Source organism: Variovorax saccharolyticus (genome assembly GCF_030316765.1).
GTDB classification, from domain to species: Bacteria; Pseudomonadota; Gammaproteobacteria; order Burkholderiales; family Burkholderiaceae_C; genus Variovorax; species Variovorax saccharolyticus.
Window position 1 is genome coordinate 55,138 of record NZ_JASZYT010000013.1, and the last position, 22,040, is coordinate 77,177.

Sequence of the window (22,040 nt, forward strand, 5' to 3'; positions counted from 1 at the left end):
TGCCTGAGCTTGCCTCGCCAGAGGCCTGCAAGCAAGAGCCGGGCCTTCGATCGGGCGCTCCGGTCAGCGCGCTTTCAGCGTTCGCAGCGGAACAGGACGCCGGTTTCCGCCGGCGCCTTGCCGATCATGCGCAGGCTCGACCGGTCCTTCTGGCAGTAGGCGGCGGCCTCGGCCGAGGTGGTCGCCCGCATCACGCCGTCGTTCATGCGGACGACTTCATGGGAAGGGGCGCCGCAGCCTGCCAGCGCCGCCGCGAGGAAGATGGGAAATGTGAGCCGTTTCATGGTGACGCAGACTGTAGCGCCACCAGGCGCTCAGTAGACGTTCAGGATGTTGGGGTTGTCGCCGGCGAAGAAGCGGGCCACGACGCCATCCGGGTCGAAGAAGACATAGAACAGCCGCGGCGTGCTCAAGTCCATGAACTGCCAGCTCCAGACGGGCCCGTCGAAAGAGGTGACGCGGGTGACCTGGTAGGGCTTGCCGTAGGCGCGCAGCACATCGGCCTCGCGCCACTTGCCGATCACGATCGGACTGTTGAAGACCGGATCGTCGAGCGCCTGGACGATCGCCACCACGTGCCCCCCGCTGTCCAGGTCGACGTTGTTGACCTGGTAGCCCGAAGGCTGGCGCGAGTACTGCAGCCGCTCGCCGCCGCCGGGCATCGGGTAGGTGGCGGTGGGCTGGCCGAGCTGCTGCAGGGCCTGCGCGCGAGAGCTGCCCAGAGGCAGCCGCGACGGGTCGGTCGCGCAGCCCGCCAGCGCGAGGGCCAGCAGCGGCAGGCAGGCAAGAAGCCGAAGACGGAGAGAAGCTGGCACGGTCATCCCCTGAGGTGCAACGCTGAAGATTGTCAGGCGAGCCGCAGCGGACCAGGACGCCGCGACGCAAGACCCTGCTTGCGGCGCTGCATCTGGGCGCTGCATCTAGAATGCGCCGCATGCATCGGCTTCGCCTGCTCGTCCTCTGGATCATGATGATCGCCGTGCCCTTCCAGGGGTACGCGGCGGTTGCCATGGCCTTTTGCGGGCCCGGGCACGCCGCTGCGATGACCGGGGTGCCGGCAGCGTCTGCCGATCCGCACGGCCACGCCGGGCACGCACAGGGCGACGCCCATGCCGCCCATCACCACGAGGCCAAATCGCCGGCCAAGGTCGAGCACGCCAAGACCGCCGGCATCGATCACGACAGCCAGCACAAGTGCGGCACCTGCGGCGCCTGCCACGGCACCGCGCTGGTCAGCGAGCTGCACCTGGCGGTGTTTCACGCGCTGCCGCCCGCCGAACTGGCCGAGCCCTTCTTCGCCATGGCGACGCTCGCGCCTCGCGTCCTCGACAAACCTCCTCGCAGCTGACACGTTCGCGCCGTCGTGACCTGCGTCACGGCCACGCCGCGAACGCTCATGCATCGCCTGCGTCCTGCCCCTTGACGGGCAGCTCGACGCACTCCGTTCATGAATTTGCGAGGACACCATGTTCGCTTCATTGCCGGCCCGTTGGCTGGCCCTTGTTCCTGCCATGGGCGCGCTGGCCGCCATGGCCCGGCCCGCGCCGCCCCTGCCCGAAGCTCCCGAGGCGGCGACGCCCGCCCGCTACCAGTCCGCCCTCGAAGGCTACCGGCGCTACGCCGACGACCAACCGATCCCCTGGAAGACGGCCAACGAGATCGTGCTGTTGCGAGGCGGCTGGCAGGCGTACGCCAGGGAGGCGTCGAACGCCGCCGGCGGCGATGACGACAGCACGGCGCTGCCGCCGCCACCGACCCGGGATCGCCCGTGAGTCCCGCTTTTCGCCTGGCGGCCAGCGCTGCCGCCATCGGGCTCCTGGCAGGCTGCGCCTCGGTCGGCATCGACGATGCGCTGCAGGAAACCAACGCCGATGCCCAGGCCTTCACCCAGGGAAGCCTGGCGCTGAGCCGCACCCAGGACGAGCGCGATCGCCGTTCGGCCCTGGTGCAGGACCTGCTCGCGAAGCCCTTGTCGCAGGACGACGCGGTGCAGCTTGCGCTCGCCAACAGCCCGGCCCTCCAGGCGCTGATCGCGCAGAGCTGGGCCGACATCGCGGCGGCCGACCAGACCGGCCGGCTTCCCAATCCGATCTTCAAGTTCGACCGCCTGCGCATCGACAGCGAACTCGAGCTGGGCCGCCTGCTGTCCGTCGGACTGGTCGATCTGATCCTGCTGCCGCGTCGGCTCGCCATCTCGAAGAGCCAGTCGAGCCAGGCCAGGATGCAGCTGACCGCCAACGTGATCGACCAGGTCACGCAGGTGCGCCAGGCCTGGGTGCGGGCGGTCGCGGCCCAGCAGACGCTCAAGTACGCCGAACAGGTCAACCGCTCGGCAGAGGCCAGCGCCGAGCTGGCGCGCCGGATGCAGCAGGTCGGCAACTTCAGCAAGCTGCAGCGCGCGCGCCAGCAGGCTTTCTATGCCGACGCGACCACCCGGCTGGCCCTGGCGCGGCATGCCGCCACGGCGGCGCGCGAGGACTTGATCCGCGCACTGGGACTGGACGATGCGCAGGCGGCGCGCCTGAGCCTGCCCGAACGACTGCCCGACCTGCCGCCGGCGGCCCGTACGGCCGAGGAGATCGCGGCCGCCGCGACCGCGCAGCGCGTGGATGTCCGGATCGCGCGCGCCCGGCTCGAGGCCGCCGGCCAGTCGCAGGGCATCAACCTGCTGTCGACCTTCACCGAGGTCGAGGTCGGGGGCCGGCACGACACCGTCTTCGACGATGCCACGAGGACTCAGAGCACGCGCCGCGGCTTCGAGGTCGACATCCGCCTGCCGCTGTTCGACTGGGGAACGGCCCGGCGGGACGCCCTGGACGCGGAGGCGCTGGCGGCCGCCAACCGCTACGACGCCACGGTGCGCGCCGCATCCTCGCAATTGCGCGAGAGCTATTCGGCGTACCGCACCGCCCATGACATCGCGCGCCACTACCGCGACGAGATCGTGCCGCTGCGCCAGACCATGACCGAGGAGAACGTGCTTCGCTACAACGGCATGCTGATCGGGGTCTTCGAACTGCTGGCGGAGGCGCGCGACCAGATCGCCAGCGTCAGCGCCGCCATCGACGCCCAGCAGCAGTTCTGGCTCGCCGACGCCGCGCTGGCCGCCTCGACCATCGGCCGGCCGCCGGCAGCCACCAACCCATGAACGACATGACGAACCGACGCAATTTTCTCGGCGCCGCCGGCGCCATCACCGGCGCCGTCGCCGCCTCGACGGTGAGCAAGGTGGCCATGGCCGCGTTGCCGGAGCCCGTGTTCCAGACCACGCCAGACACCGTGCCGCCACGGGCGCCCTCGAGCGGGCGGCCCTACGACCCGGTGGTCACGCTCAACGGCTGGACTCTGCCGTTCCGGATGAACCGGGGCGTCAAGGAGTTCCACCTGGTGGCCGAGCCCGTGGTGCGCGAGATGGCGCCCGGCTTCAAGGCCAATCTGTGGGGCTACAACGGCCAGTCGCCCGGACCCACGATCGAGGTCGTGGAGGGTGACCGGGTCCGGATCTTCGTCACCAACAAGCTGCCCGAGCACACCAGCATTCACTGGCATGGCCAGCGCCTGCCGAACGGCATGGACGGTGTCTCGGGGCTTACGCAGCCGCCGATCCGGCCGGGCAAGACCTTCGTCTACGAGTTCGTCGCGCGTCGTCCCGGCACTTTCATGTACCACCCGCATGCGGACGAGATGGTGCAGATGGCGATGGGGATGATGGGCTTCTGGGTGACGCATCCGAAGGGCGAGCACCCGTTGATCGACAAGGTCGATCGCGACTTCGTCTTCCTGCTGAATGCCTACGACGTCGAGCCCGGGAGCGCCACGCCGAGGATCATGACGATGCTCGACTTCAACCTGTGGTCATGGAACAGCCGGATCTTCCCGGGCATCGATTCGCTCAACGTCCGGCTCGGCGACAAGGTGCGCATCCGCGTCGGCAACCTGACGATGACCAACCACCCGATGCACCTGCACGGCCACGAGTTCCAGGTGACGGGCACGGATGGCGGGCCGACGCCCCGCGGCACGCGCCTGAACGAGGTGACGACGGACGTGGCGGTCGGCCAGATGCGCCAGCTGGAGTTCGTGGCCGACGAGGAGGGCGACTGGGCCTTTCACTGCCACAAGAGCCACCACACCATGAACGCCATGGGGCATGATGTTCCGACCATGATCGGTGTCGACCACAAGGACATCACCCGCCGCATCGGCGACCTCGTGCCCGACTACATGGTGATGGGTGAGCGCGGCATGGCCGACATGGGGGAGATGGCGATGCCGATCCCCGACAACACGGCCCCCATGATGGGAGGTGAAGGCCCGTTCGGCTCGGTCGACATGGGCGGCATGTTCAGTGTCGTGAAGGTTCGCAGGGGACAGAAGGCCGGCGACTATTCCAATCCCGGCTGGTTCAAGCATCCCAAGGGCACGGTGGCCTACGAACTGGACGGCCCGGCGCCCGAAGCCCGGCGGCAACGCGGTGCGGGCGCCGCCGCGATGCCCGCGCACAACATGCCGGCCAGCAACATCGAGGTGCAGATCCGCAAGCCCGCGGGCAGCCACTCGGGCCATTGACCCACCCACACACTCTCCCTATCTCCTGTTCGCTTGCGATGGAAGGAAACGCATGAAGTACACACTGCATCACACCGCTCTCGCGGCGCTGCTGGCCCTTGCGGCCGCGGGCGCCACGGCCGCCGACAGCCATGCCGGCGGCCACGATCATGACCACGGCGCGGCCAGCGCGGGCCCGTCGGGCGGCCAGCCGGCGGCCGCCGCGGCCGACCTTTCCGAAGGGGAGATCCGCAAGATCGACCTCGACACCAAGAGGCTCACGCTCAAGCACGGTCCGCTCAAGAATCTGGACATGGCGGGGATGACCATGGTCTTCCAGATCAAGGACCCGGCGCAGCTCGAGAAGCTCCAGGTCGGCGAGAAGGTCCGCTTCCGGGCCGAGAAGATCGACGGCAAGCTGACGGTGACGCGGATCGAGCCCCAGGCCCGCTGAGGCCGCCGGCTCAGGGCGCGGAGCCGTCCGCCGCAGCCTCGAAGATGTCCCGCAACCATTGCGCGAACACGCGCACCCGCGACGACAGCTGCCGGTTCTGCGCGTACAGCACCGACACCGGCATCGGCGGCGGCGCGAACATCGGCAGCACCACCTTCAAGCGGCCTTCCGCAAGCTCGCCGGACACGCGGTAGCGCGGGACCTGCACCAGCCCGAGCCCCGCGACGGCCGAGCCCGTGTACAGGTCGGTGCCCGTCACCGAGACGATGCCGCCCAGCTGCACGGCCGTGACGCGTCCGTCGACCGTGAACTCGAGCGGCAGCGCCTGGCCCGTGGCGCTGGAGATGTAGTTGACCGCCTGGTGCGCGACCAGCGCCTCCAGGTCCGCGGGCTCGCCGTGCCGCGCCAGGTAGGCCGGGCTCGCGACCGTGACCTGCGGCAGCAGCGCCACGCGGCGCCCGACCATCGACGAGTCGCGCAGCGTGCCGGCGCGCAGCACGCAATCCACGCCCTCGCGCACGAGGTCGACCAGCCGGTCGTCTTCGCCGATGTGCAGCGCCAGTTCGGGATAGCGCGCGAGAAAGTCCGGCAGGGCCGGCACCACGAAATGGCGGGCCAGCGTCCCTTGCAGGTTCACGCGCAGCAGGCCCTTGGGCGCCGCGTTCCTGAAGGAGCCCTCGGCCTCTTCCATGTCCGCCAGCAAACGCACGCAGCGGCGCAAGTAGGCCTCGCCGTCCTGCGTGAGACGCACGGTGCGCGTGGTCCGCTCCAGCAGCCGGGCGCCGATGCGCGTCTCCATGCGCTTGATCAGGTTGGTGATGGTGGCGCGCGGAATCTGGAGGTCTTCCGAGGCCTGGGTGAAGCTCTGGCGCTCGGCGATCCGCACGAAGGCCTTCATTTCCTGGAAGCGGTCCATCGTTGCTGGCTATTGTTGATGAAAATGGAATTGTATTGGCGAGGTGCTGATGATTATCTTTTGCTTGGAATGATCGACCATTCGTCCACCCAACCACCACAACAAGGAATCGCAGCATGAACACAGCCCGCAACACCCGCGTCGCCCTCGTCACCGGCGCCTCGCGCGGCATCGGCGCCGCCGTCGCACGGCGGCTCGCCAGGGACGGCTTTGCCGTCGCCGTCAACTACGCCTCCGGCTCCGCGCAGGCGGACGCGCTGGTCGCCGAACTCGAGGCCGCGGGTTCCCGGGCCATCGCGGTCCAGGCCGACGTGGCGAATGCCGAGCAGGTCCGCCGCCTGTTCGACACCGTCGAGACCGCACTCGGCAAAGTCGGGCTGCTGGTCAACAACGCCGGCGTGCTGAAGACCGCGCCGCTGGCCGAACACAGCGACGCCCTCTACGACCAGGCTTTCGACATCAACGTGCGCGGCACCTTCAACACGCTGCGCGAAGCGGCGGCACGTCTGGTCGACGGCGGGCGCATCGTCAATTTCTCGAGCACGACCTTGGCGCTGAACATGCCCGGGTACGCGATCTACAACGCCACCAAGGCGGCGGTCGAGGCCTTCACGCAGGTGTTCGCCAAGGAGCTGCGCGGACGCGACATCACGGTGAACGCGGTCGCGCCCGGCCCGATCGCCACCTCGCTGTTCCTGGACGGCAAGACCGACGAACAGATCCAGACCTTCGCGAAGATGCCGCCGCTGCAGCGCCTCGGCCAGCCCGAGGACATCGCTTCGGTGGTGTCTTTCCTCGCCGGCCCGGATGGCGGCTGGGTCAACGGCCAGATCCTGCGTGCCAACGGCGGCATCGCCTGACGCATCGCTGCTCGCGGCCTGCCCGGCAGGCCGGCACAAAACCTGCTGGACGGGCGTCGTGCGGCGGATCAGACTCTGCCGTGTCCGGCACCGGCGGTGCCGGTACTTCCACTCCAGCTTGAAAGCGATCCATCACCCATGTCCCTTGCCCGACCCCTCTTCGTGGCGCTAGTCGCTGCCTCCAGCCTGGTCGTTGCCACGCCGTCCCCGGCGCAGGACAACTATCCCAACCATCCGGTCAAGGTCGTCGTCGCACTGCCGGCCGGCGGCAGCGTGGACATGGTGGCACGGCTGCTCAGCCAGCAGCTGGCGACCGACCTGGGCCAGCCCTTCGTGGTCGACAACAAGGCCGGCGCCTCCGGCCAGATCGGGACCCCGGTGGTGGCGAAGGCGGCGCCTGACGGCTACACCCTCATGGTGTCGCCCGCTTCCTTCCTGACCACCAACAAGAGCATCTTCAAGACCCTGCCGTACAACCCGGAAACCGACTTCGCCCCCGTCACCAAGCTGGTCAACCAGGCCATGGTGCTGGTGGTGCGCGACAAAACCCGGTTCGCGACCGTGGGCGACGTGCTGGCAGCGGCCAAGGCCAACCCCGGCAAGCTGAGCTATGCGTCATCGGGGGACGGCAGCCCGCAGCACCTGGCGGGCCTCATGTTCGAGAGCCGGACCGGCGCCAAGCTGCTGCACGTTCCGTACAAGGGCGGGGCGCCGGCGATCACCGACCTGATCGGCGGCGTCGTCGACATGGCCTTCGCCCCGCTGCCCGAGGCCCTGCCGCACATCAAGGCCGGCAAGCTGCACCCGGTCGGCGTGCTGAGCGAGAAGCGCGCGGTGTCGGCGCCGGACATCCCGACGCTGCGCGAAGGCGGCGTCGACAACGTCGTGCTGTCGGCATGGATCGGCCTGCTGGCGCCGGCCAAGACGCCTCAGCCGATCCTGGACCGTCTCAACAAGTCGGCGAAGACGCTGCTCGAGGGCGACTCCAAGGCCAAGCTGCTGGAGGTGGGCATGGAGCCGGCAACCAGCGAGACCAAGCCGCTCGGGCAGGTCATCGCGGAAGAAATCCGCATCCATGCCGAACTGGTGAAGGCCGCCGGCCTGGTGCCGCAATAGCCGCTGCGGCGAGGGCGGACTCCAACCGGGGAGCCCGCCGCTAGGGCGTCTCGGAGGCGTCGAAGTCGAGCTCCACCTTGGCGCCGTTCGGGTCGTGGCAGAACAGCTGCCAGGTGCCCGCGCCGGCCTGCTGGCGCAGCTCGTACGGGATGCCGCTGCGGTCGAAGCGGGCTTTGACCGCGCGCAGGTCCTGCGCCGTGAAGGCCATGTGGTCGATGACGCCGGTGCGCTGCGCCGGCACTGGCCTGCCGAAGTACAGGTGCAGCACGGCCTGCGGCCCGCTGCCGTAGAGCCAGGCGCCCGGGAAGCCGAGGTCCGGCCGGTGGCCGACCCGCAGCCCGAGCAGGCCGGTATAGAAGTCCAGCGTCTTCTGCTCGTCCTCCGCGGTCACGGTGAAGTGGTTCATGCCGACGATCATGGAAGTCTCTCCTGTGCGGGTGTCATGGCAGCAGCACCAGCGCGCCGATGGTGGCGCGCGATTCGAGCCGTTCGTGCGCCTGCGCCGCGGCGTCGAGCGGGAAGCGTTCGATCGGCGGCAGGCGGATCGCACCGTCGGCGAGCGCCTGCCAGACCCGCTGCGCACGTTCGGCGAGTTGCGCGGGCGTCGAGACGTAGTCGAACACCACGGGCCGCGAGAAACTCAGCGACTTGGCCACCAGCGCGTCGGGCGGCAAGGGCTGCAGCGGGCCGCTGGCCTGGCCGAGGCTGATCCAGTGGCCGCGACGCGCCAACGCGGCGAGGTTCTCGTCGCGGGCGGCGTCGCCCAGGCCGTCGATCACCACGTCGGCGCCGCCGCAGAGGCGCTGCACCGCATCGGCGAAGCGGTAGTCGCGGGTCACGACCACGTGCTCGCACCCGTGCTCGCGCGCGACGCGAGCCTTGTCCTCGCTCGACACCGTGCCGATCACCACTGCGCCGAGCCGGCGCGCCCAGGCGCAGACCAGCAGGCCCACGCCACCGGCGGCCGCATGCACCAGCAGCCGGGTGCCGCGCTGCACGTGGCCGAGGTCGCGCAGCAGGTAGTCGGCCGTGATGCCCTTGAGCAGCAGGGCAGCCGCGGTCTCGTCCTCGATCTCGGGCGGCAGCCGCACCACCCAGTCGGCCGGCACGCTGCGCACGCCGCAGTAGGCGCCCGGCACCGGGCCCAGGTAGGCCACGCGATCGCCGGGCAGGAAGCCCGTGACCTGCGGACCGACATCGAGCACGCCGCCCGCGGCCTCCATGCCCGGCACGCCCGGCGCGGCCTCGGACACCGGGAACATCGAAGGCACCCAGCCGCGCCGCAGGTAGACATCGATGAAATTGACGCCGACCGCACGCTGCCGGATGCGCACTTCGCCGGCGCCGGGCGCCGCGGCCTCGGCGTTCTGCGGCCACAGCGCATCAGGGCCGCCATAGCGCGCGACCGCGATCCGGCGGGTCGACACCGGCAGCGCCGTCGGCATCGGGCCGGCGCCGGGCGAGCGTTGGTCCGCGCCCCCGCGCAGGTAGCGCCGCAGGTCCTCGAAGCCAGTCTCGTAGACGCCTTGCGCCACCGTGTCGCGCAGCTCGCGCTCCAGTCCCGGCGGGGTCGCGAAGCTGGACTCCCAGTGCCAGAAGGTCCGGTTGCCGTCGGTCACCGGCTTCAGGCTCACGGTCGCCACATAGCGCTGCAGCGGCAGGCTGGCCTCGACGATGCAGTAGGTGCTCTTGTGCTCGCTGTCCGACAGGGTCAGCAGCTGCTCGCGGATCTGGTTGCCGTCCTTGAGCCGGAAGTTGCGCACGCACCCCACCTGGTCGCTGCGCTCGCCGCCCTCGATGTGGCTGGATTCGATCGCGCTGTGCCACTGGTCGTGGCTGTTGAAGTCGCGCAGCACCGCCCAGACGCGCTCGATGTGCGCGTCGATGATCGCGGAGCGAACCACCTTCTGCAGCATGGCTCAGCGCAGCGAGCGCCGCTTCAAGGCGTCGAAGCCCGCCTGGAAGACCCCGTTGCCGATGGACTCGGTCAGCTCGCGCTCGCGGCCGGCTTCGCATTCGAACTCGGCGCTCCATTCGGCGAAGCAGCGTCCGCCATCGGTCACCGGCGTGAGCTTGAGGGTGGCGACGTAGTTGGCGACGCCCATCGGGCTCTCGAGGATCTCGTAGGTGCAGCTGTAGTCGTAGTCCGAGAGCGCCAGCAGCTTCTCGCGGATCATGCCGCCGTCCTTGAGATGGAAGTGCCGGATGCAGCCGATGCGGTCGGCCGGCTGGCCGTTCTCGATCCGGCTGTCGGCGATGGCCGGATGCCATTGCGGCAGGCCGTTGAAGTCGCGCACCCGCGTCCAGACGCTGTCGGCGCTGGCATCGATCACGCTGGACACGTAGACGTTGACCATGCGCTATTCCTTCGGCGCGGCCGAGGGCAGGGCGGCGTGGGCGCCGCTGGCATCGCCGACCAGCCGCTGGATGTCGCCGCCCTCGATGCCGATCTCGCGCAGCAGCTGGTCGACCAGCGGCGCCTGGGCCCGGAAGCGCAGCGCGGAATTGACCAGGCCGTCGGCGAAGCCGCCGCCTTCGCCGTTGCGCCCACCGTCGCCCGACGAGCCGCCGAGTCCGTCCACATGCAGGATCTTGATGCCCTCGATGCGCTCCAGCGGCCGCACCGATTCGCGGATGATCGCCTCGGCCTTCTCGACCAGCTTCATGCGCAGCGCCGACATCCGCGCCTCGGGCGACAGCATGTTGTGCGACTCGTTCATCATGCGCGCCGCCTCGGCCTCGATCTCGGCGCGCACCCGCATCGCCATCGAGCGGATCTTGTCGGCATCGGCATCGGCCTCGGCCTGCGCGCGCACCGCAGCGCCGCGGGCGGCACTGGCGTCGCTCTCGGCCTGCGCCGCCGAGGTCAGGCGCAGGGCATCGCGCTCGGCGATCTGCTGGGCGCCGATCAGCTCGATCGCCTTCTTGCGCTCGGCCATCTCGACCTCGCGCGCGGTGAACACCTTTTCTTCGGCCGACACCGCCAGGGCCCGCGCGATCTCGGCTTCGGCCTGGGCTTCGCTCTGGGCCTTGCTCTCGCGCGCGACCGAGATCGCGCGCTGCTGCTCGGCCAGTTCGAGCGACATGCGGCGCTCGATCTCGGCGCCCTGGATCGCACGCTCCTTGCCGATGCGGTCTTCCTCCAGCGTCTGCTCGGAGCGGATGCGGGCCTGGTCGATGCTCTGCTTGGCAGCGATCTGCGCCGCCTCGGCATCCTGCTCGCGCTGGGCCCGCTCGGCCGACACCTCGGCCCGCTGGCGGGCGCGGGCGATCTCCAGTTCGCGCTGCTGGGCAAGGCGCGCATGCTCGCCTTCGCGGTCGATGTTCAACGACAGCTTCTCGGCCTCGAGGTTCTTGTTGCGGATCGCGATCAGGGTGTCCTGCTCGACATCGTTGCGCTGCTTCTTGCGGTGCTCGATCTGCTCGGTGAGACGGGTCAGGCCTTCGGCGTCGAAGGCATTGCTGGGGTTGAAGAACTCCATGCCGGTCTGGTCGAGCTGGGTCAGCGAGGCGGCTTCGAGCTCGAGGCCGTTCTTGGTCAGGTCGCCGGCGACCGCTTCGCGCACGCGCTTGACGTAGGCGCCGCGTTTCTCGTGCAGCTCTTCCATCGTCATCTCGGCGGCCGCGGTGCGCAGCGCGTCGACGAACTTGCCCTCCACCAGTTCCTTCAGCTGGTCGGGCTCCAGGGTCCGCAGGCCCAGCGTCTGCGCCGCCGCGGCAACCGCCTCTTCGCTGGTCGCCACCCGTACATAGAACTCGGCGATCACGTCGACCCGCATCCGGTCCTTGGTGATCAGCGCCTTGTCGCGGCCGCGATTGACCTCCAACCGGAGGGTGTTCATGTTGACCGGGATCACGTCGTGCACGATCGGCAGCACGAAGGCGCCGCCGCCCAGCACGACCTTCTGCCCCCCCAGGCCGGTGCGCACGAAGGAGCGCTCCTTCGAGCTGCGCAGGTACAGCCAGTGCAGCAGCCAGACCGCGATCGCGACGACGATCGCGACCACGATCAGGCCGAGGATGAAACTTCCGAATTGAGCGCCTGACATGGATCTGGTCTCCTGTTATCTCGTAATTCCAACGAAGCGTCGCGTGGTCTCGGTGAGCGCCACCTCGGTCGGCAGCCGCTCCATCGAGCTCGCGCCATAGAAGCCGTTGCACGCCGGGCAGCGAGACAGCACGTAGCGGGCGTCTTCCGGCGTCGCGATCGGGCCGCCGTGGCAGAGCACGATCGCCTCGGGATTGACTTCGTGCGCCGCCGCCGCCCAGGCATTGATGCGCGGCACGCAGTCGGCCAGCGTCAGCGCGGTGTCGGCACCGATGGCGCCGCCGGTCGTGAGGCCGAGGTGGCAGACCACGATGTCGGCGCCGGCGGCGGCCATGGCGCGCGCATCGGCCTCGCAGAACACGTAGGGCGTGGTCAGCAGGTCGAGCGCGCGGGCACGCGCGACCAGCTCGACCTCCAGCGCGTAGCCCATGCCGGTCTCCTCGAGGTTGGCCCGGAAGACGCCGTCGATGAGGCCGACTGTCGGGAAATTCTGCACGCCCGAAAAGCCCAGCGATATCAGCCGGGCCAGGAACTCGTCGGGAATCATGAACGGGTCGGTGCCGTTCACGCCGGCCAGCACCGGCGTGTGCTTGACGACCGGCAGCACTTCGCGCGCCATCTCGCAGACGATCTCGTTGGCGTTGCCGTAGGCCAAAAGCCCGGCCAGCGAGCCGCGGCCGGCCATGCGGTAGCGGCCCGAGTTGTAGATCACGATCAGGTCGATGCCGCCGGCCTCCTCGCACTTGGCCGACAGCCCGGTGCCGGCGCCGCCGCCGATGATCGGCCGGCCGGCGTCGATCTTGGCGCGCAGCCGCGCCAGCAGGGTGGAGCGGGAGATGCGGGGCATGCGGGTGGTCCTCCTTGTTGTCGCTCAGGCGCGCCGGGCGCCTGCTGCGGTGCGCGACACCTCGTGCCACGCGCCGACCAGCGCCAGCGCGAAGTCTTCGTCGTTGATGTGCAGCGGAAGGCGGATCAGCTGGCGATCCGGGCCTGCTCGAAAGCCGGCCTCGATGCTGCGGAAAAGCAGCTGGTCGGCCTCCGGATCGTGGAAGGGCTGGCCGGGCCGGTCGATCGCCGAGACGCCGCCCTCGGGGATCAGGAAGCGCACCGGCCCGCGCATCGCATTGAGCTTGGCGGCGACGAATTCGCCGATCGCGCGGCATTCGTCGGCCGAGGTCCGCATCAGCGTCACGGTCGGGTTGTGGCGGTAGAGCCGGCGTCCCTTGAAGCGCTCCGGCACCGTGTCCCAGGCGCCGAAATTGACCATGTCGAGCGCCCCGCAGGAACCCACATAGGGCAGGGCATGGCGGGCGAACACATCGAGCCGCGTCGGGCCGGCCGACAGCACGCCGCCCGCGATCTCGTCCGCGATCTCGGTGGTCGAGACATCGATCGCACCGGCGATCAGGCCCGACTCGGCGAGCTTTTCCATCGACTGGCCACCGACCCCGGTGGCGTGGAAGACCAGGCAGTCGTAGCTGTCCTCGAGCCGGTGCACGACGGCTTGCACGCAGGGCGTCGTGACGCCGAACATGGTGAGCCCGATCGCCGACTTGGTCACGCTCGACACCGCCGGCGGATGCGCGATCATGCCGGCCAGCGCGTTGGCCGCATTGGCGAGCACGAGCTCGCTGATGCGGTGGATGCCCTGCACGTCGGTCACCGAATACATCATGCAGATGTCGCTCGGCCCGACGTAGGGCCGCGTGTCGCCGCTGGCCATGGTCGAGACCATCATCTTGGGCAGGCCGATCGGCAAGGCGCGCATGCCCTGCGTCGCCATCGAGGTGCCGCCCGAACCGCCGGCCGAGATGATGCCGCCGAGGTCGCGGCGCGTGGCGAGGAAGGATTCGAAGGCCAGCGCCATCGCCGCGGTGGCGCTGCCGCGGTCGTTGCTGAAGACCGCCGACTCGCCCTGCGGATGATGCCGCGCCACCTCGCGCGGATGCACGCTGGCCGGCGAGGGCTTGCCCGAGGTCGAGAGATCGACCGTGACCACGCGCAGGCCGAGCTTCTCCAGGCATTGGCGCAGGAAGGCCAGCTCGCGGCCCTTGGTGTCGAAGGTGCCGGCGACATAGGCCGAGCGCTCGCTGCTGGCGGCCACCGGGAACTCGAACACGCGCGGCGGGCTGGTGTCGGGTCGGGCCGCCACCGGCGCATCGGCGGCAAGCGGTGCCGCCGCGATGCGGACGATGTCGGCCACCGGCGCGGCGGTGCCGCCTGCGTTCCAGCGCGTGAAGCCGCGCACCGTGCTCGGCGCCAGGTCGTCGAGCGAGGGCGCGCCGTCGCCGTGCGCGCGGCGCACCGTGAAGACCTGCGTGGAGGCCGGCTCCTCGGTTGCGGCCGCGGCATGGCCCGGGGAGTCGTCGAGCTCGTCTTCGTGGCCGCCCGAGCGCACGCCGAGCAGCCGCTCCTGCAGCTCGCGGTCGGCGGCCAGCTCGGAGGCCGGCATCTGCTGCGCGATGCGGCCGTTGACCATCAGCCCGATGCGGTCGGCCACCGCGGTCGCGACACCCAGGTTCTGCTCGATCAGCAGCACCGCGATGCGGCCCTCGGCCGCCAGCTCGCGCAGCGCCTGCGCCACCTGCTCGACGATCACCGGCGCCAGGCCTTCGGTGGGCTCGTCCATCACCAGCAGCCTGGGGTTCAGCAGCAGCGCGCGCCCGATCGCCAGCATCTGCTGCTCGCCGCCGGACAACTGGGCGCCGCCGTGGCCGCGGCGTTCGGCCAGGCGCGGGAACATCGCATAGATGCGGTCGACCTCGCGCCGCCGGCTCGCCACCAGCCGCAGGGTCTCGTCGACCGACAGCGAAGGCCACACGCGCCGGCCCTGCGGCACGTAGGCGATGCCGCGCCGCGTGATCTCGTTCGGCGCCAGGCCGAGGATCTCCTCGCCCGCGAGCCGGATGCTGCCGCGCGCCGGCACCAGGCCGGTGATCGCATTGCACAGCGTGGTCTTGCCCATGCCGTTGCGCCCGACGATGCCCAGCACGCCGTGATCGATCGACAGGTTCACGCCCTGCAGTGCATGGGCCCGGCCGTAGTAGACGTCGAGCCCTTCGATCACCAGCACCGGGCCGCGGGCCTGCTCCCGCTCGGTCTCGCGCTCGCGTCCGAACCAGGCCATCAGTGCTTGCTCCCCATGTAGATCGCCTGCACCTGCGCGTCGCCTTCGATCTCGGCCGGGCTGCCGGTGCGCAGCACCCGGCCGTTGTGCATCACGGTCACGCGGTCGACCACGCGCAGCGCGATGTCGAGGTCGTGCTCGATCAGCACGAAGCTCATGTGCGCCGGCAGCGAGCCCAGCAGCGCGACCAGTTCGCGCCGCTCGACCGGCGACAGTCCGGCCGCCGGCTCGTCGAACAGGATCAGGCGCGGCGCGCCGGCCAGTGCCATGCCGATCTCGAGCTGGCGCTGCTGGCCGTGCGCCAGGTTGGCCACGCGCTCGTCGGCGATGTGGGAGAGGCGCGCGCGGTCGAGAAGGTCCTGCGTTGCGCGCGTCGAAGGGTGCCCCGCACCCGCCCGACGCAGGCTGAAGCGGCCGTTGCCGACGCCCCGCACCGCGAGAAAGAGGTTGTCGCGCACCGAGAGATCGCGGAACAGCAGCGAAGACTGGTAGGTGCGTCGCAGGCCCTTGCGGATGCGCTCGTGCGGCGGCAGTTCCGTGATGTCCTCGCCGAAGAAGAAGATCCGCCCGGCGGTGGGCGGGAAGTCTCCGATGATGGCGTTGAACAGGGTCGTCTTGCCGGCGCCGTTGGAACCTAGGATCGCGTACTTCTGCCCAGCCGACACCGAGACCGACACATCGTCCACCGCGCGCAGCGCACCGAAGGCGCGCGTCACGTTGCGCAGCACCAGCGCGTCGCTGGAAGCAAGCGGCGCGCGCGCCGCCGTGACCGCCCCCTGCGGGACGGCCACCGGAGGCCGGAGCTGGACGATGGAGGCCATCGGCGTTCGGTCGGTCAAGGACAGGCCGGCACGTCGCGCGACCCGATCTTGAATTCGTCGGGCTTCATGCCGAGCAGCTGGTCGACGTTGTCGACCTTGCTGTGCACCTTGTTGAACAGGTTGCCCTGTGCATCCTTCACCACCTCGGTGACGAAGGTCGTGCCGATGGCCTGCCGGTTGGCGTCCAGCTTGACGTCGCCGTTCGGCGTCTTGAGCGTCAGCTTCGAGAGGGCTTCGCGGTACTTGGCCTGGTTGTTCGACAAGTCGCCGTTCACCGCGGCCAGACCGTCGAGCGCGGCCTTCATGTTCACGTAGTAGACGTAGGCGAACAGGCTCGGGCTCGGGAAGCCGCCGGCCGACACCGGGTAGGTCTTCTGGTAGTCGGCGACGAAGGCTTTCCATTGGGCGCCGTCGTAGGCGTCGGCCAGCGGACCGGCCGATAGCGTGCCGACCAGAGAATCGCGCCGCTTGCCCTTGTAGTTCAGCACGTCCTGGCTGACCGTGATCGAACCGCCGAGCATGGGCTTGTCGCCGCCGGAATTCTCGTACTGGGTCAGGAAATTGACCGCATCGGCGCCGCCCAGCACGACCAGCAGCGCGTCCACGTCCTTGGGGATCGTGGCGATCACCGACGAGTAGTCCTTGCCGCCCAGCGGCACCCAGGCCTTGAGCGGCACCTTGCCGCCGAGCTTGCAGTATTCGGCCATGAAGCCCTGCACCTGCGAGTAGGGGAAAGCGTAGTCCTCGGCGATCACCATGGTGCGCTTGTAGCCCTTGGCAAGCGCCGCCTTGCCCAGGCCCATCATCCACTGCCCGCCGTCGGTGTTGAAGCGGAAGAAGTTCGGGCTCGGGCTGGTCAGCGTCGTGCCCTGCGCGCCCGAGCCGCCGTTGATGAAGGTCACCTGCGGCTGGGTCTTGGAATAGTCCTTGACCGCGATGCCCTCGCCGCCGGACAGCGGGCCCACCATGATGTCGACCTTGTCCTGCTCGACCAGCTTGCGCGTGGCATTCACCGCCACGTCCGGCTTGGCGTCGGACGAGGCCTTGATGATCTCGATCTTGCGGCCCGCGACCGTGCCGCCGCGCTCCTTCACGGCCAGTTCGGCGCCACGCATGCCGTCGGCGCCGCCGGCCGCGAACGGGCCTTCGAGCGTGGCCAGCAGGCCGATCTTCACGGGCTGGCCCTGGGCCCAGGCCGAACCGAGCAACGCGCTTGCCGCTGCCGCACCCAAGATGGAACGCACCCAGATTCGCTTCGTCGTCTTTTTCACGGTTGTCTCCTGTGGTTGGAAGTCATTGGCTGCGCCGGACCGAAGCGAAGCCGGAGCTTCGCCCACAGACCGAGCAGGCCGTCAGGGGAAAACAGGACGATGGCGAGGAACACGCCGCCGATCACGAGGTTGAAGCGCTCGCGGTCGATCAGGTCGATCGCGAAGGTCTGGAGCAGCACGAAGATCAGCGCCCCGAGGAAGGCGCCCAAGGGGTGCTTGACGCCGCCCAGCACGGCGATGACCAGGATGTTGATGAGCCAGCCGGTGCCCACCGAGCCGGGCGTCATCAGCGCGTTGTACCAAGCGAGCAGGATGCCGCCCACCGCGGCGATCAGGCCCGACAGGGCATAGGCCGCGACCCGGTGCGACACCACGGCGTAGCCCAGCGCGCCCATGCGGCGCGGGTTGTCGCGAATGCCCTGCAACGCGATGCCGAATGGCGTCCGCACCACGTGGCTGACCAGCCAGTACGCGCCCAGGGCACAGGCCAGCGAGAGCCCGTAGAACGGCACGGGGTCGCGCCAGTTGATGCCGAACACGGTCGGCGGCTTGAGTTCGCGCAGCCCCTGGAAGCCGTTGAACACGCTGTAGTTCTGCAGCACCAGGTAGTAAAACGCGACACCGATCGCCAGCGTGATCATGATGGTGTAGATGCCTTCGGTACGCACCGAGAGCCAGCCGATCAGCGCGGAGCTCAGGACCGCAATGACGATGGCGACGGGTACCGCCAGCCACCAGGGCCAGCCAAGGCTGATCTCGGCACTGCTGCTGTGGCCGAACACGGCCAGGGCGTAGCCCGCGATGCCGGCGACCGTCATCTGCGCCAGCGACACCATGCCGCCGTAGCCGGCCAGGAAGCTGAGCGAGAGCGCGATCATCCCGAGCACGAGCGTCTGCGCGCCGACCTGGAACGTCAGGAAGGGGCTGGCGACGAACGGGAAGGCCAGCAGCGCCAGCACGACGACCAAGTGGCGAAGCGCGGGCCGGGGCCAGCTGAAGGCCGGGGCGCCGGTCTCGTCGGAAGCGGTCGCACCGCCGAGCGCCGCGGCCGGAAGCGGCATGGCGGCAGCGCCTCGGCCGCCCGCTGCGGCCGAGGCCGCCGAGGAGTTCATGGCCTTGCGCCACTGCGAGGCACTCATGGCTCAGGCCGCCTTTCCCATGATCCCGCGCGGGCGGAAGGCCAGCACGCCGATCAGGATCACGAAGGTCAGCACCACGCTGTAGGTCGGTGCGTAGGCCAGTCCGTAGGTTTCGGCCAGGCCCAGGATGGCGGCGCCGGTCGCCGCGCCGATCACGCTGCCCATGCCGCCGACGATGACCACGATCAACGAGGCCAGCAGAAGCCGGATGTCTTCGCCGGGCACCATCGACAGTTCGACCGCGCCGATCACGCCGCCCAGTCCGGCCAGGCCGGCGCCGAGCGCGAAGGTGATCGCGAACACCAGGTTCACGTTGACCCCCGAGGCCGCGAGCATGCCGCGGTCGTCGACCCCGGCGCGGATCATCATGCCCACCCGGGTGCGGTTGAGCAGCAGCCACAGCAACACGCCGATGGCGATCCCCATGAACAACAGGCTCAGCCTGTAGGCCGAATAGGCGTTGATCAGCGGGATGTTGCGGATCGGTCCCTGCAGGAACTCGGGCGCCTCCATCTGGTGGACCTGTCCGGTGAAGATCCACAGCAGGATGTCCGCGATCACGATCGACAGGCCGATGGTCACCATCGTCTGGCGCAACTCCTGGCCCTGCATGTGCCGCAGGATCAGCCACTGGATCGCGAGTCCCGCCACGGCCGAGGACAGGAAGCCCGCGGCCAGGGCGAGCGGCCACCAGCCCGTCCCGGCGGCCACCACGTAGCCGATGTAGCCCCCCAGCAGGTAGAGCGAGCCGTGCGCCAGGTTCACGTTGCGCATCAGGCCGAACACCAGCGTGAAGCCGCTCGCGACGATGAAGTACAGCGAGGCCAGCGTCAGTCCGTTGAGCAGGGTGACCAGGTAGAGGCGCGGATTGTTGAACAGCGCCCAGGCCGAGAAGACCAGGATGGGGCCGCCGATCAGCAACCAGAACGCCAGCCGGGTCCGGGTTCGTCGCGCCATCACGCAGCGCGCTCCCAGGCCCGCCGCGAGGCGATCTCGGGCGCCTTGGCGAACTCGCCGTCCTTCATCACGGCGAGGATCCGCTTCGGGTCGCGCAGTATCGACAGGTTGGCCAGCGGGTCGCCGTCGACCAGCATCAGGTCGGCCAGGTAGCCGTCCTTGATGCAGCCGAGTTCATCGGGCCGCATCATGATCTGGCCGCCGTAGAGCGTGGTCGAGCGGATTGCCTCCATCGGCGTGAAGCCCAGGTACTTGACGAAGAACTCGAGATCGCGTGCGTTCTGGCAGTGCGGCGTGAAGGCGAAGCCGTAGTCGCCGCCCGGCAGCACGCGGATGCCGCGCTTGTGCATCTTCGCCAGCGACACGATCGCGGCTTCCCACTCGGCCTCGTAGCCCATGCCGACCGCCATGTCGTGCGTGACGCCGTAGGGCTCGGCCTCGTACAGCATGGCATAGAGGATCGCGATGCCGGGCGCGACGAAGACCCGGTCCTTGGCCGCTTCCAGCATGTCGATCGCCTCGTCGTCGACGAAGCTGGCGTGATAGATCAGGTCGATGCCGTGCCGCAGCGCCTGCTTGACGCTCTCGGACGAGCGCGCATGGGCGATGCCGCGCTTGCCGCGGATGCGCACCTCGCGCATCGCGGCCTCGACCTCCTCGTCCATCATCCAGGTGGTCTCGGACGGCGACTGCGGCGTGAAGTTGTCGCCCGACAGGTTCATCTTGACCGAGTCGACGCCGTACTTGAGGAACAGCCGCACCGCCTTGCGCATCTCCTCGGGGCCCGAGATGTTGACGCCGAAGCTGAACTCGGGGAAGGGCAGGTGCGGCAGGGTCTCGTCGCCGAGGCCGCCGACCACGGTGATCTCCTGGCTGGCCGCGAGATAGCGCGGCCCGGGGATCTGGCCGGCATTGATCGCATTGCGGATCACGACGTCGAGTCGCGGCTTGGCGCAGGCAGCGCCGACGCAGGAGGTGAAGCCGGCCTCGAGGTAACGCTTGGCGACCTTGGCGCACCACAGCACGTGCTCCTCCAGGGGCAGGGTCTGGATCTCTGCCAGCGTGGCGGCATCGTTCCACGAGAAGTGCGTGTGCGCCTCGCACATGCCGGGCATCAGCGTGGCGCCGGCGCCGTCGATCACGGTGGCGCCGCCAGGCGCGATCGGTGCCGTGCTGCGGCCGACCTGGCGGATGCGGTTGCCGCGCACCAGCACGCTGCCGGTGTAGGGGTTCTGCCCCGTGCCGTCGAGGATGCGGACGTTGGTGAAGACGACATCGGCCATGTGCTTCTCCTGTCAGGCCGTGGCCCAGCGCGTGGTGCGCGCCGAGCGCAGCGGCGGCGCGCGGTGGAACTCGCCGTCCTTCATGACGGCCAGGATGCGGGCCTTGTCCTGCAGCACCGTGATGTCGGCCAGCGGGTCGCCGTCGATCAGCAGGATGTCGGCCAGATAGCCTTCGCGGATGTAGCCGAGCACCTTGCCCATGCGCATCATCGGACCGCCCCAGGCGGTGGCCGACAGCAGCGCTTCCATGGGGCTCATGCCGACGTACTTGACGAAGTATTCGAGGTCCTTGGCGTTGGTACCGTGCGGCGTCCAGGCAAAGCCGTAGTCGCCGCCCGGCAGGATGCGCACCCCGCGCCGGCGCAGCGCGCGCATGCTCTCGACCGCCGCCTCTAGCTCGCGGTGGTAGCCCATCTTCTTCGTCACCTCGGGTGTCAGGCCCCACTGGCTCGCGTGATGGGAGGTGTTGATGAGCCAGGCCAGCCCCGGCGCGATGAAGTGCTCGGTCTTGTGGGCCTCGAGCATGTCGAGCGCCTCGGTGTCGGTGAAGCTGGCGTGGTAGATCACCTCGATGCCCTGCTTGACGCATTGCTTGATCGACCAGGTGGAGCGCGCATGCGCGGCGACGCGTTTGCCCCAGGCCTTGGCTTCCTGCACGCAGACCGTGATCTCTTCCTCGGTGAACTGGCTCATCTCGCTCGGCATGCCGGTGATCGACTCGCCCGAGAGGTTGATCTTCACGGAGTCGACGCCGTACTTGGCGAACATGCGCACGCAGCGGCGCATCTCCTCGGCGCCGCTGACGATCGCGCCGAAGGCGAACTCGGGCTGCGGCAGGTGCGGCCGGGTGGTGTCGCCGAGGCCGCCGGGCACGGTGATCTCCTGGCTGGCCGCGAGGTAGCGCGGGCCGACGATGGTGCCGTCGTTGATCGCGTTGCGGATCACGACGTCGAGCCGCGGCTTGGCGGTGGCGGCGCCGACGCAACTGGTCCAGCCCATGTCGAGGTAGCGCTTGGCCACCTCGGCGCACCAGAGGATGTGCTCCTCGGGCGGCATGCGCTGGATGGCATCGAGGCTGGGCTGGTCGTTCCACGAGAAGTGCGTGTGGGCCTCGACCATGCCGGGCATCAGGAAGGCGCCGGCGCCATCGATCACCTGCGCTCCGGACACCGGCGCCGGTCGCGCGCCGTAGCCGGTCTTGACGACACGCGCGATCCGGTTGCCCTGCACCAGCACGTCGCCGCTGAAAGGCGCCTCGCCGCCGCCGTCGAAGATCCGCACGTTGGTGAACAGGACGTCGGCCATGGTCAGTCTCCTACCTGGCTGTTGCTTGTTGCGGGGGCGCTTGCGGTTGCCGGGGCGCGTGCCGAGGGCACCGGGTGGCCCCCTCCGCTCATGTCCCCCGCCTTCGGCTCCTCCTTTACTTCGCTGCGGGGGCCACCCGATGCCCTCGGCACGGGAAACGCCGTGTCGCGCTGGCCGAGGATGAACCACTGACTT

22 protein-coding genes and 1 pseudogene are annotated in these 22,040 nt (G+C 69.4%); 7 read left to right on the forward strand and 16 right to left on the reverse strand.

The genetic code is table 11. The features are described 5' to 3' along the window. Positions 1-74: 74 nt before the first annotated feature. Both QTI45_RS30705 and QTI45_RS30710 read right to left on the reverse strand, forming a co-directional pair. Positions 75-284 (reverse strand): lipoprotein, encoded by a 210-nt coding sequence (locus QTI45_RS30705; protein WP_286657030.1) that lies wholly within the window; start codon positions 282-284, stop codon positions 75-77. Positions 285-314: 30 nt separating this feature from the next. Then, on the reverse strand, positions 315-815 hold the full coding sequence (locus QTI45_RS30710; RefSeq protein WP_286657031.1) for a hypothetical protein: 501 nt from the start codon (positions 813-815) through the stop codon (positions 315-317). Positions 816-934: 119 nt separating this feature from the next. Here QTI45_RS30710 and QTI45_RS30715 point away from each other — a divergent pair, with 119 nt between their 5' ends. From QTI45_RS30715 to QTI45_RS30735, 5 genes are all read left to right on the forward strand, one after another. After that, positions 935-1,348 (forward strand): hypothetical protein, encoded by a 414-nt coding sequence (locus QTI45_RS30715; protein ID WP_286657032.1) that lies wholly within the window; start codon positions 935-937, stop codon positions 1,346-1,348. Between the two features lie 118 nt (positions 1,349-1,466). Next, entirely contained in the window at positions 1,467-1,772 is a 306-nt protein-coding gene (locus tag QTI45_RS30720) for a hypothetical protein (protein WP_286657033.1), read from the forward strand. Further along, positions 1,769-3,148, forward strand: a complete 1,380-nt coding sequence (locus tag QTI45_RS30725; RefSeq protein WP_286657034.1) for a TolC family protein — start codon at positions 1,769-1,771, stop codon at positions 3,146-3,148. The genes QTI45_RS30720 and QTI45_RS30725 overlap by 4 nt, the downstream gene beginning before the upstream one ends. Before the next feature lie 5 nt (positions 3,149-3,153). Continuing rightward, on the forward strand, positions 3,154-4,569 hold the full coding sequence (locus tag QTI45_RS30730; protein WP_286657122.1) for a multicopper oxidase family protein: 1,416 nt from the start codon (positions 3,154-3,156) through the stop codon (positions 4,567-4,569). Positions 4,570-4,621: 52 nt separating this feature from the next. Further along, positions 4,622-5,002 (forward strand): copper-binding protein, encoded by a 381-nt coding sequence (locus QTI45_RS30735; RefSeq protein ID WP_286657035.1) that lies wholly within the window; start codon positions 4,622-4,624, stop codon positions 5,000-5,002. A 10-nt stretch (positions 5,003-5,012) separates the two neighbouring features. Here QTI45_RS30735 and QTI45_RS30740 read toward each other — a convergent pair whose 3' ends face one another. Continuing rightward, positions 5,013-5,918: a LysR family transcriptional regulator gene (locus QTI45_RS30740; protein WP_286657036.1), complete on the reverse strand. Its 906-nt coding sequence runs from the start codon at positions 5,916-5,918 to the stop codon at positions 5,013-5,015. A 116-nt stretch (positions 5,919-6,034) separates the two neighbouring features. Between QTI45_RS30740 and QTI45_RS30745 the strand changes: the two genes are divergently transcribed. Both QTI45_RS30745 and QTI45_RS30750 read left to right on the forward strand, forming a co-directional pair. Further along, positions 6,035-6,778 carry an SDR family oxidoreductase gene (locus tag QTI45_RS30745; RefSeq protein ID WP_286657037.1) on the forward strand — a complete coding sequence of 248 codons (744 nt, stop codon included), beginning with the start codon at positions 6,035-6,037 and terminating at the stop codon, positions 6,776-6,778. Between the two features lie 138 nt (positions 6,779-6,916). Further along, the gene (locus QTI45_RS30750) at positions 6,917-7,894 is read left to right on the forward strand and encodes a Bug family tripartite tricarboxylate transporter substrate binding protein (RefSeq protein WP_444813329.1); all 978 of its coding nucleotides are present in this window, start codon (positions 6,917-6,919) and stop codon (positions 7,892-7,894) included. A 40-nt stretch (positions 7,895-7,934) separates the two neighbouring features. On the opposite strand, the gene QTI45_RS30755 is transcribed toward QTI45_RS30750, so the two are convergent. The 13 genes and pseudogenes from QTI45_RS30755 to QTI45_RS30810 all read right to left on the reverse strand — a co-directional run bounded on the left by QTI45_RS30755 (position 7,935) and on the right by QTI45_RS30810 (position 21,845). Further along, a complete protein-coding gene (locus QTI45_RS30755; protein ID WP_286657038.1) occupies positions 7,935-8,312 on the reverse strand; it encodes a VOC family protein in 378 nt (125 codons plus the stop codon). 22 nt (positions 8,313-8,334) lie between these two features. Further along, positions 8,335-9,810: an SRPBCC family protein gene (locus tag QTI45_RS30760; RefSeq protein ID WP_286657039.1), complete on the reverse strand. Its 1,476-nt coding sequence runs from the start codon at positions 9,808-9,810 to the stop codon at positions 8,335-8,337. Positions 9,811-9,813: 3 nt separating this feature from the next. Next, positions 9,814-10,251 carry an SRPBCC family protein gene (locus tag QTI45_RS30765; protein ID WP_286657040.1) on the reverse strand — a complete coding sequence of 146 codons (438 nt, stop codon included), beginning with the start codon at positions 10,249-10,251 and terminating at the stop codon, positions 9,814-9,816. A gap of 3 nt (positions 10,252-10,254) precedes the next feature. After that, positions 10,255-11,943: a flotillin family protein gene (locus QTI45_RS30770; protein WP_286657041.1), complete on the reverse strand. Its 1,689-nt coding sequence runs from the start codon at positions 11,941-11,943 to the stop codon at positions 10,255-10,257. A 15-nt stretch (positions 11,944-11,958) separates the two neighbouring features. Continuing rightward, entirely contained in the window at positions 11,959-12,789 is an 831-nt protein-coding gene (locus QTI45_RS30775; protein WP_286657042.1) for a phosphoenolpyruvate hydrolase family protein, read from the reverse strand. Positions 12,790-12,813: 24 nt separating this feature from the next. Beyond that, positions 12,814-14,046, reverse strand: coding sequence for a Tm-1-like ATP-binding domain-containing protein (locus QTI45_RS35390; protein WP_353621351.1), 1,233 nt, complete (start codon positions 14,044-14,046; stop codon positions 12,814-12,816). A gap of 522 nt (positions 14,047-14,568) precedes the next feature. Beyond that, positions 14,569-15,069 (reverse strand): annotated as a pseudogene (locus QTI45_RS35395) (ABC transporter ATP-binding protein); the annotation flags it as partial. After that, positions 15,069-15,890 (reverse strand): ABC transporter ATP-binding protein, encoded by an 822-nt coding sequence (locus tag QTI45_RS30785; protein WP_286657044.1) that lies wholly within the window; start codon positions 15,888-15,890, stop codon positions 15,069-15,071. The pseudogene QTI45_RS35395 and the gene QTI45_RS30785, both read right to left, overlap by 1 nt. Positions 15,891-15,904: 14 nt before the next feature. After that, positions 15,905-17,161, reverse strand: a complete 1,257-nt coding sequence (locus QTI45_RS30790; RefSeq protein ID WP_286657045.1) for an ABC transporter substrate-binding protein — start codon at positions 17,159-17,161, stop codon at positions 15,905-15,907. Continuing rightward, positions 17,158-18,300 (reverse strand): branched-chain amino acid ABC transporter permease, encoded by a 1,143-nt coding sequence (locus QTI45_RS30795; RefSeq protein ID WP_286657046.1) that lies wholly within the window; start codon positions 18,298-18,300, stop codon positions 17,158-17,160. Before QTI45_RS30795 ends, QTI45_RS30790 begins: the two co-directional genes overlap by 4 nt. Positions 18,301-18,303: 3 nt before the next feature. Continuing rightward, a complete protein-coding gene (locus tag QTI45_RS30800; RefSeq protein WP_286657047.1) occupies positions 18,304-19,257 on the reverse strand; it encodes a branched-chain amino acid ABC transporter permease in 954 nt (317 codons plus the stop codon). Beyond that, complete coding sequence (locus QTI45_RS30805) at positions 19,257-20,540, reverse strand: metal-dependent hydrolase family protein (RefSeq protein ID WP_286657048.1); 1,284 nt, start codon at positions 20,538-20,540, stop codon at positions 19,257-19,259. The genes QTI45_RS30800 and QTI45_RS30805 overlap by 1 nt, the downstream gene beginning before the upstream one ends. A gap of 12 nt (positions 20,541-20,552) precedes the next feature. Beyond that, positions 20,553-21,845 carry a metal-dependent hydrolase family protein gene (locus tag QTI45_RS30810; protein ID WP_286657049.1) on the reverse strand — a complete coding sequence of 431 codons (1,293 nt, stop codon included), beginning with the start codon at positions 21,843-21,845 and terminating at the stop codon, positions 20,553-20,555. Positions 21,846-22,040 lie beyond the last annotated feature (195 nt).

Coding starts and splice junctions, on each gene's coding strand:
- QTI45_RS30795 (WP_286657046.1), bottom strand. CDS start 18,300: ATGAGTGCCTCGCAGTGGCGCAAGGCCATGAACTCCTCGGCGGCCTCG.
- QTI45_RS30805 (WP_286657048.1), bottom strand. CDS start 20,540: ATGGCCGATGTCGTCTTCACCAACGTCCGCATCCTCGACGGCACGGGG.
- QTI45_RS30770 (WP_286657041.1), bottom strand. CDS start 11,943: ATGTCAGGCGCTCAATTCGGAAGTTTCATCCTCGGCCTGATCGTGGTC.
- QTI45_RS30715 (WP_286657032.1), top strand. CDS start 935: ATGCATCGGCTTCGCCTGCTCGTCCTCTGGATCATGATGATCGCCGTG.
- QTI45_RS30810 (WP_286657049.1), bottom strand. CDS start 21,845: ATGGCCGACGTCCTGTTCACCAACGTGCGGATCTTCGACGGCGGCGGC.
- QTI45_RS30745 (WP_286657037.1), top strand. CDS start 6,035: ATGAACACAGCCCGCAACACCCGCGTCGCCCTCGTCACCGGCGCCTCG.
- QTI45_RS30760 (WP_286657039.1), bottom strand. CDS start 9,810: ATGCTGCAGAAGGTGGTTCGCTCCGCGATCATCGACGCGCACATCGAG.
- QTI45_RS30705 (WP_286657030.1), bottom strand. CDS start 284: ATGAAACGGCTCACATTTCCCATCTTCCTCGCGGCGGCGCTGGCAGGC.
- QTI45_RS30730 (WP_286657122.1), top strand. CDS start 3,154: ATGACGAACCGACGCAATTTTCTCGGCGCCGCCGGCGCCATCACCGGC.
- QTI45_RS30750 (WP_444813329.1), top strand. CDS start 6,917: ATGTCCCTTGCCCGACCCCTCTTCGTGGCGCTAGTCGCTGCCTCCAGC.
- QTI45_RS30740 (WP_286657036.1), bottom strand. CDS start 5,918: ATGGACCGCTTCCAGGAAATGAAGGCCTTCGTGCGGATCGCCGAGCGC.
- QTI45_RS30735 (WP_286657035.1), top strand. CDS start 4,622: ATGAAGTACACACTGCATCACACCGCTCTCGCGGCGCTGCTGGCCCTT.
- QTI45_RS30800 (WP_286657047.1), bottom strand. CDS start 19,257: ATGGCGCGACGAACCCGGACCCGGCTGGCGTTCTGGTTGCTGATCGGC.
- QTI45_RS30755 (WP_286657038.1), bottom strand. CDS start 8,312: ATGATCGTCGGCATGAACCACTTCACCGTGACCGCGGAGGACGAGCAG.
- QTI45_RS30775 (WP_286657042.1), bottom strand. CDS start 12,789: ATGCCCCGCATCTCCCGCTCCACCCTGCTGGCGCGGCTGCGCGCCAAG.
- QTI45_RS30765 (WP_286657040.1), bottom strand. CDS start 10,251: ATGGTCAACGTCTACGTGTCCAGCGTGATCGATGCCAGCGCCGACAGC.
- QTI45_RS30785 (WP_286657044.1), bottom strand. CDS start 15,890: ATGGCCTCCATCGTCCAGCTCCGGCCTCCGGTGGCCGTCCCGCAGGGG.
- QTI45_RS30720 (WP_286657033.1), top strand. CDS start 1,467: ATGTTCGCTTCATTGCCGGCCCGTTGGCTGGCCCTTGTTCCTGCCATG.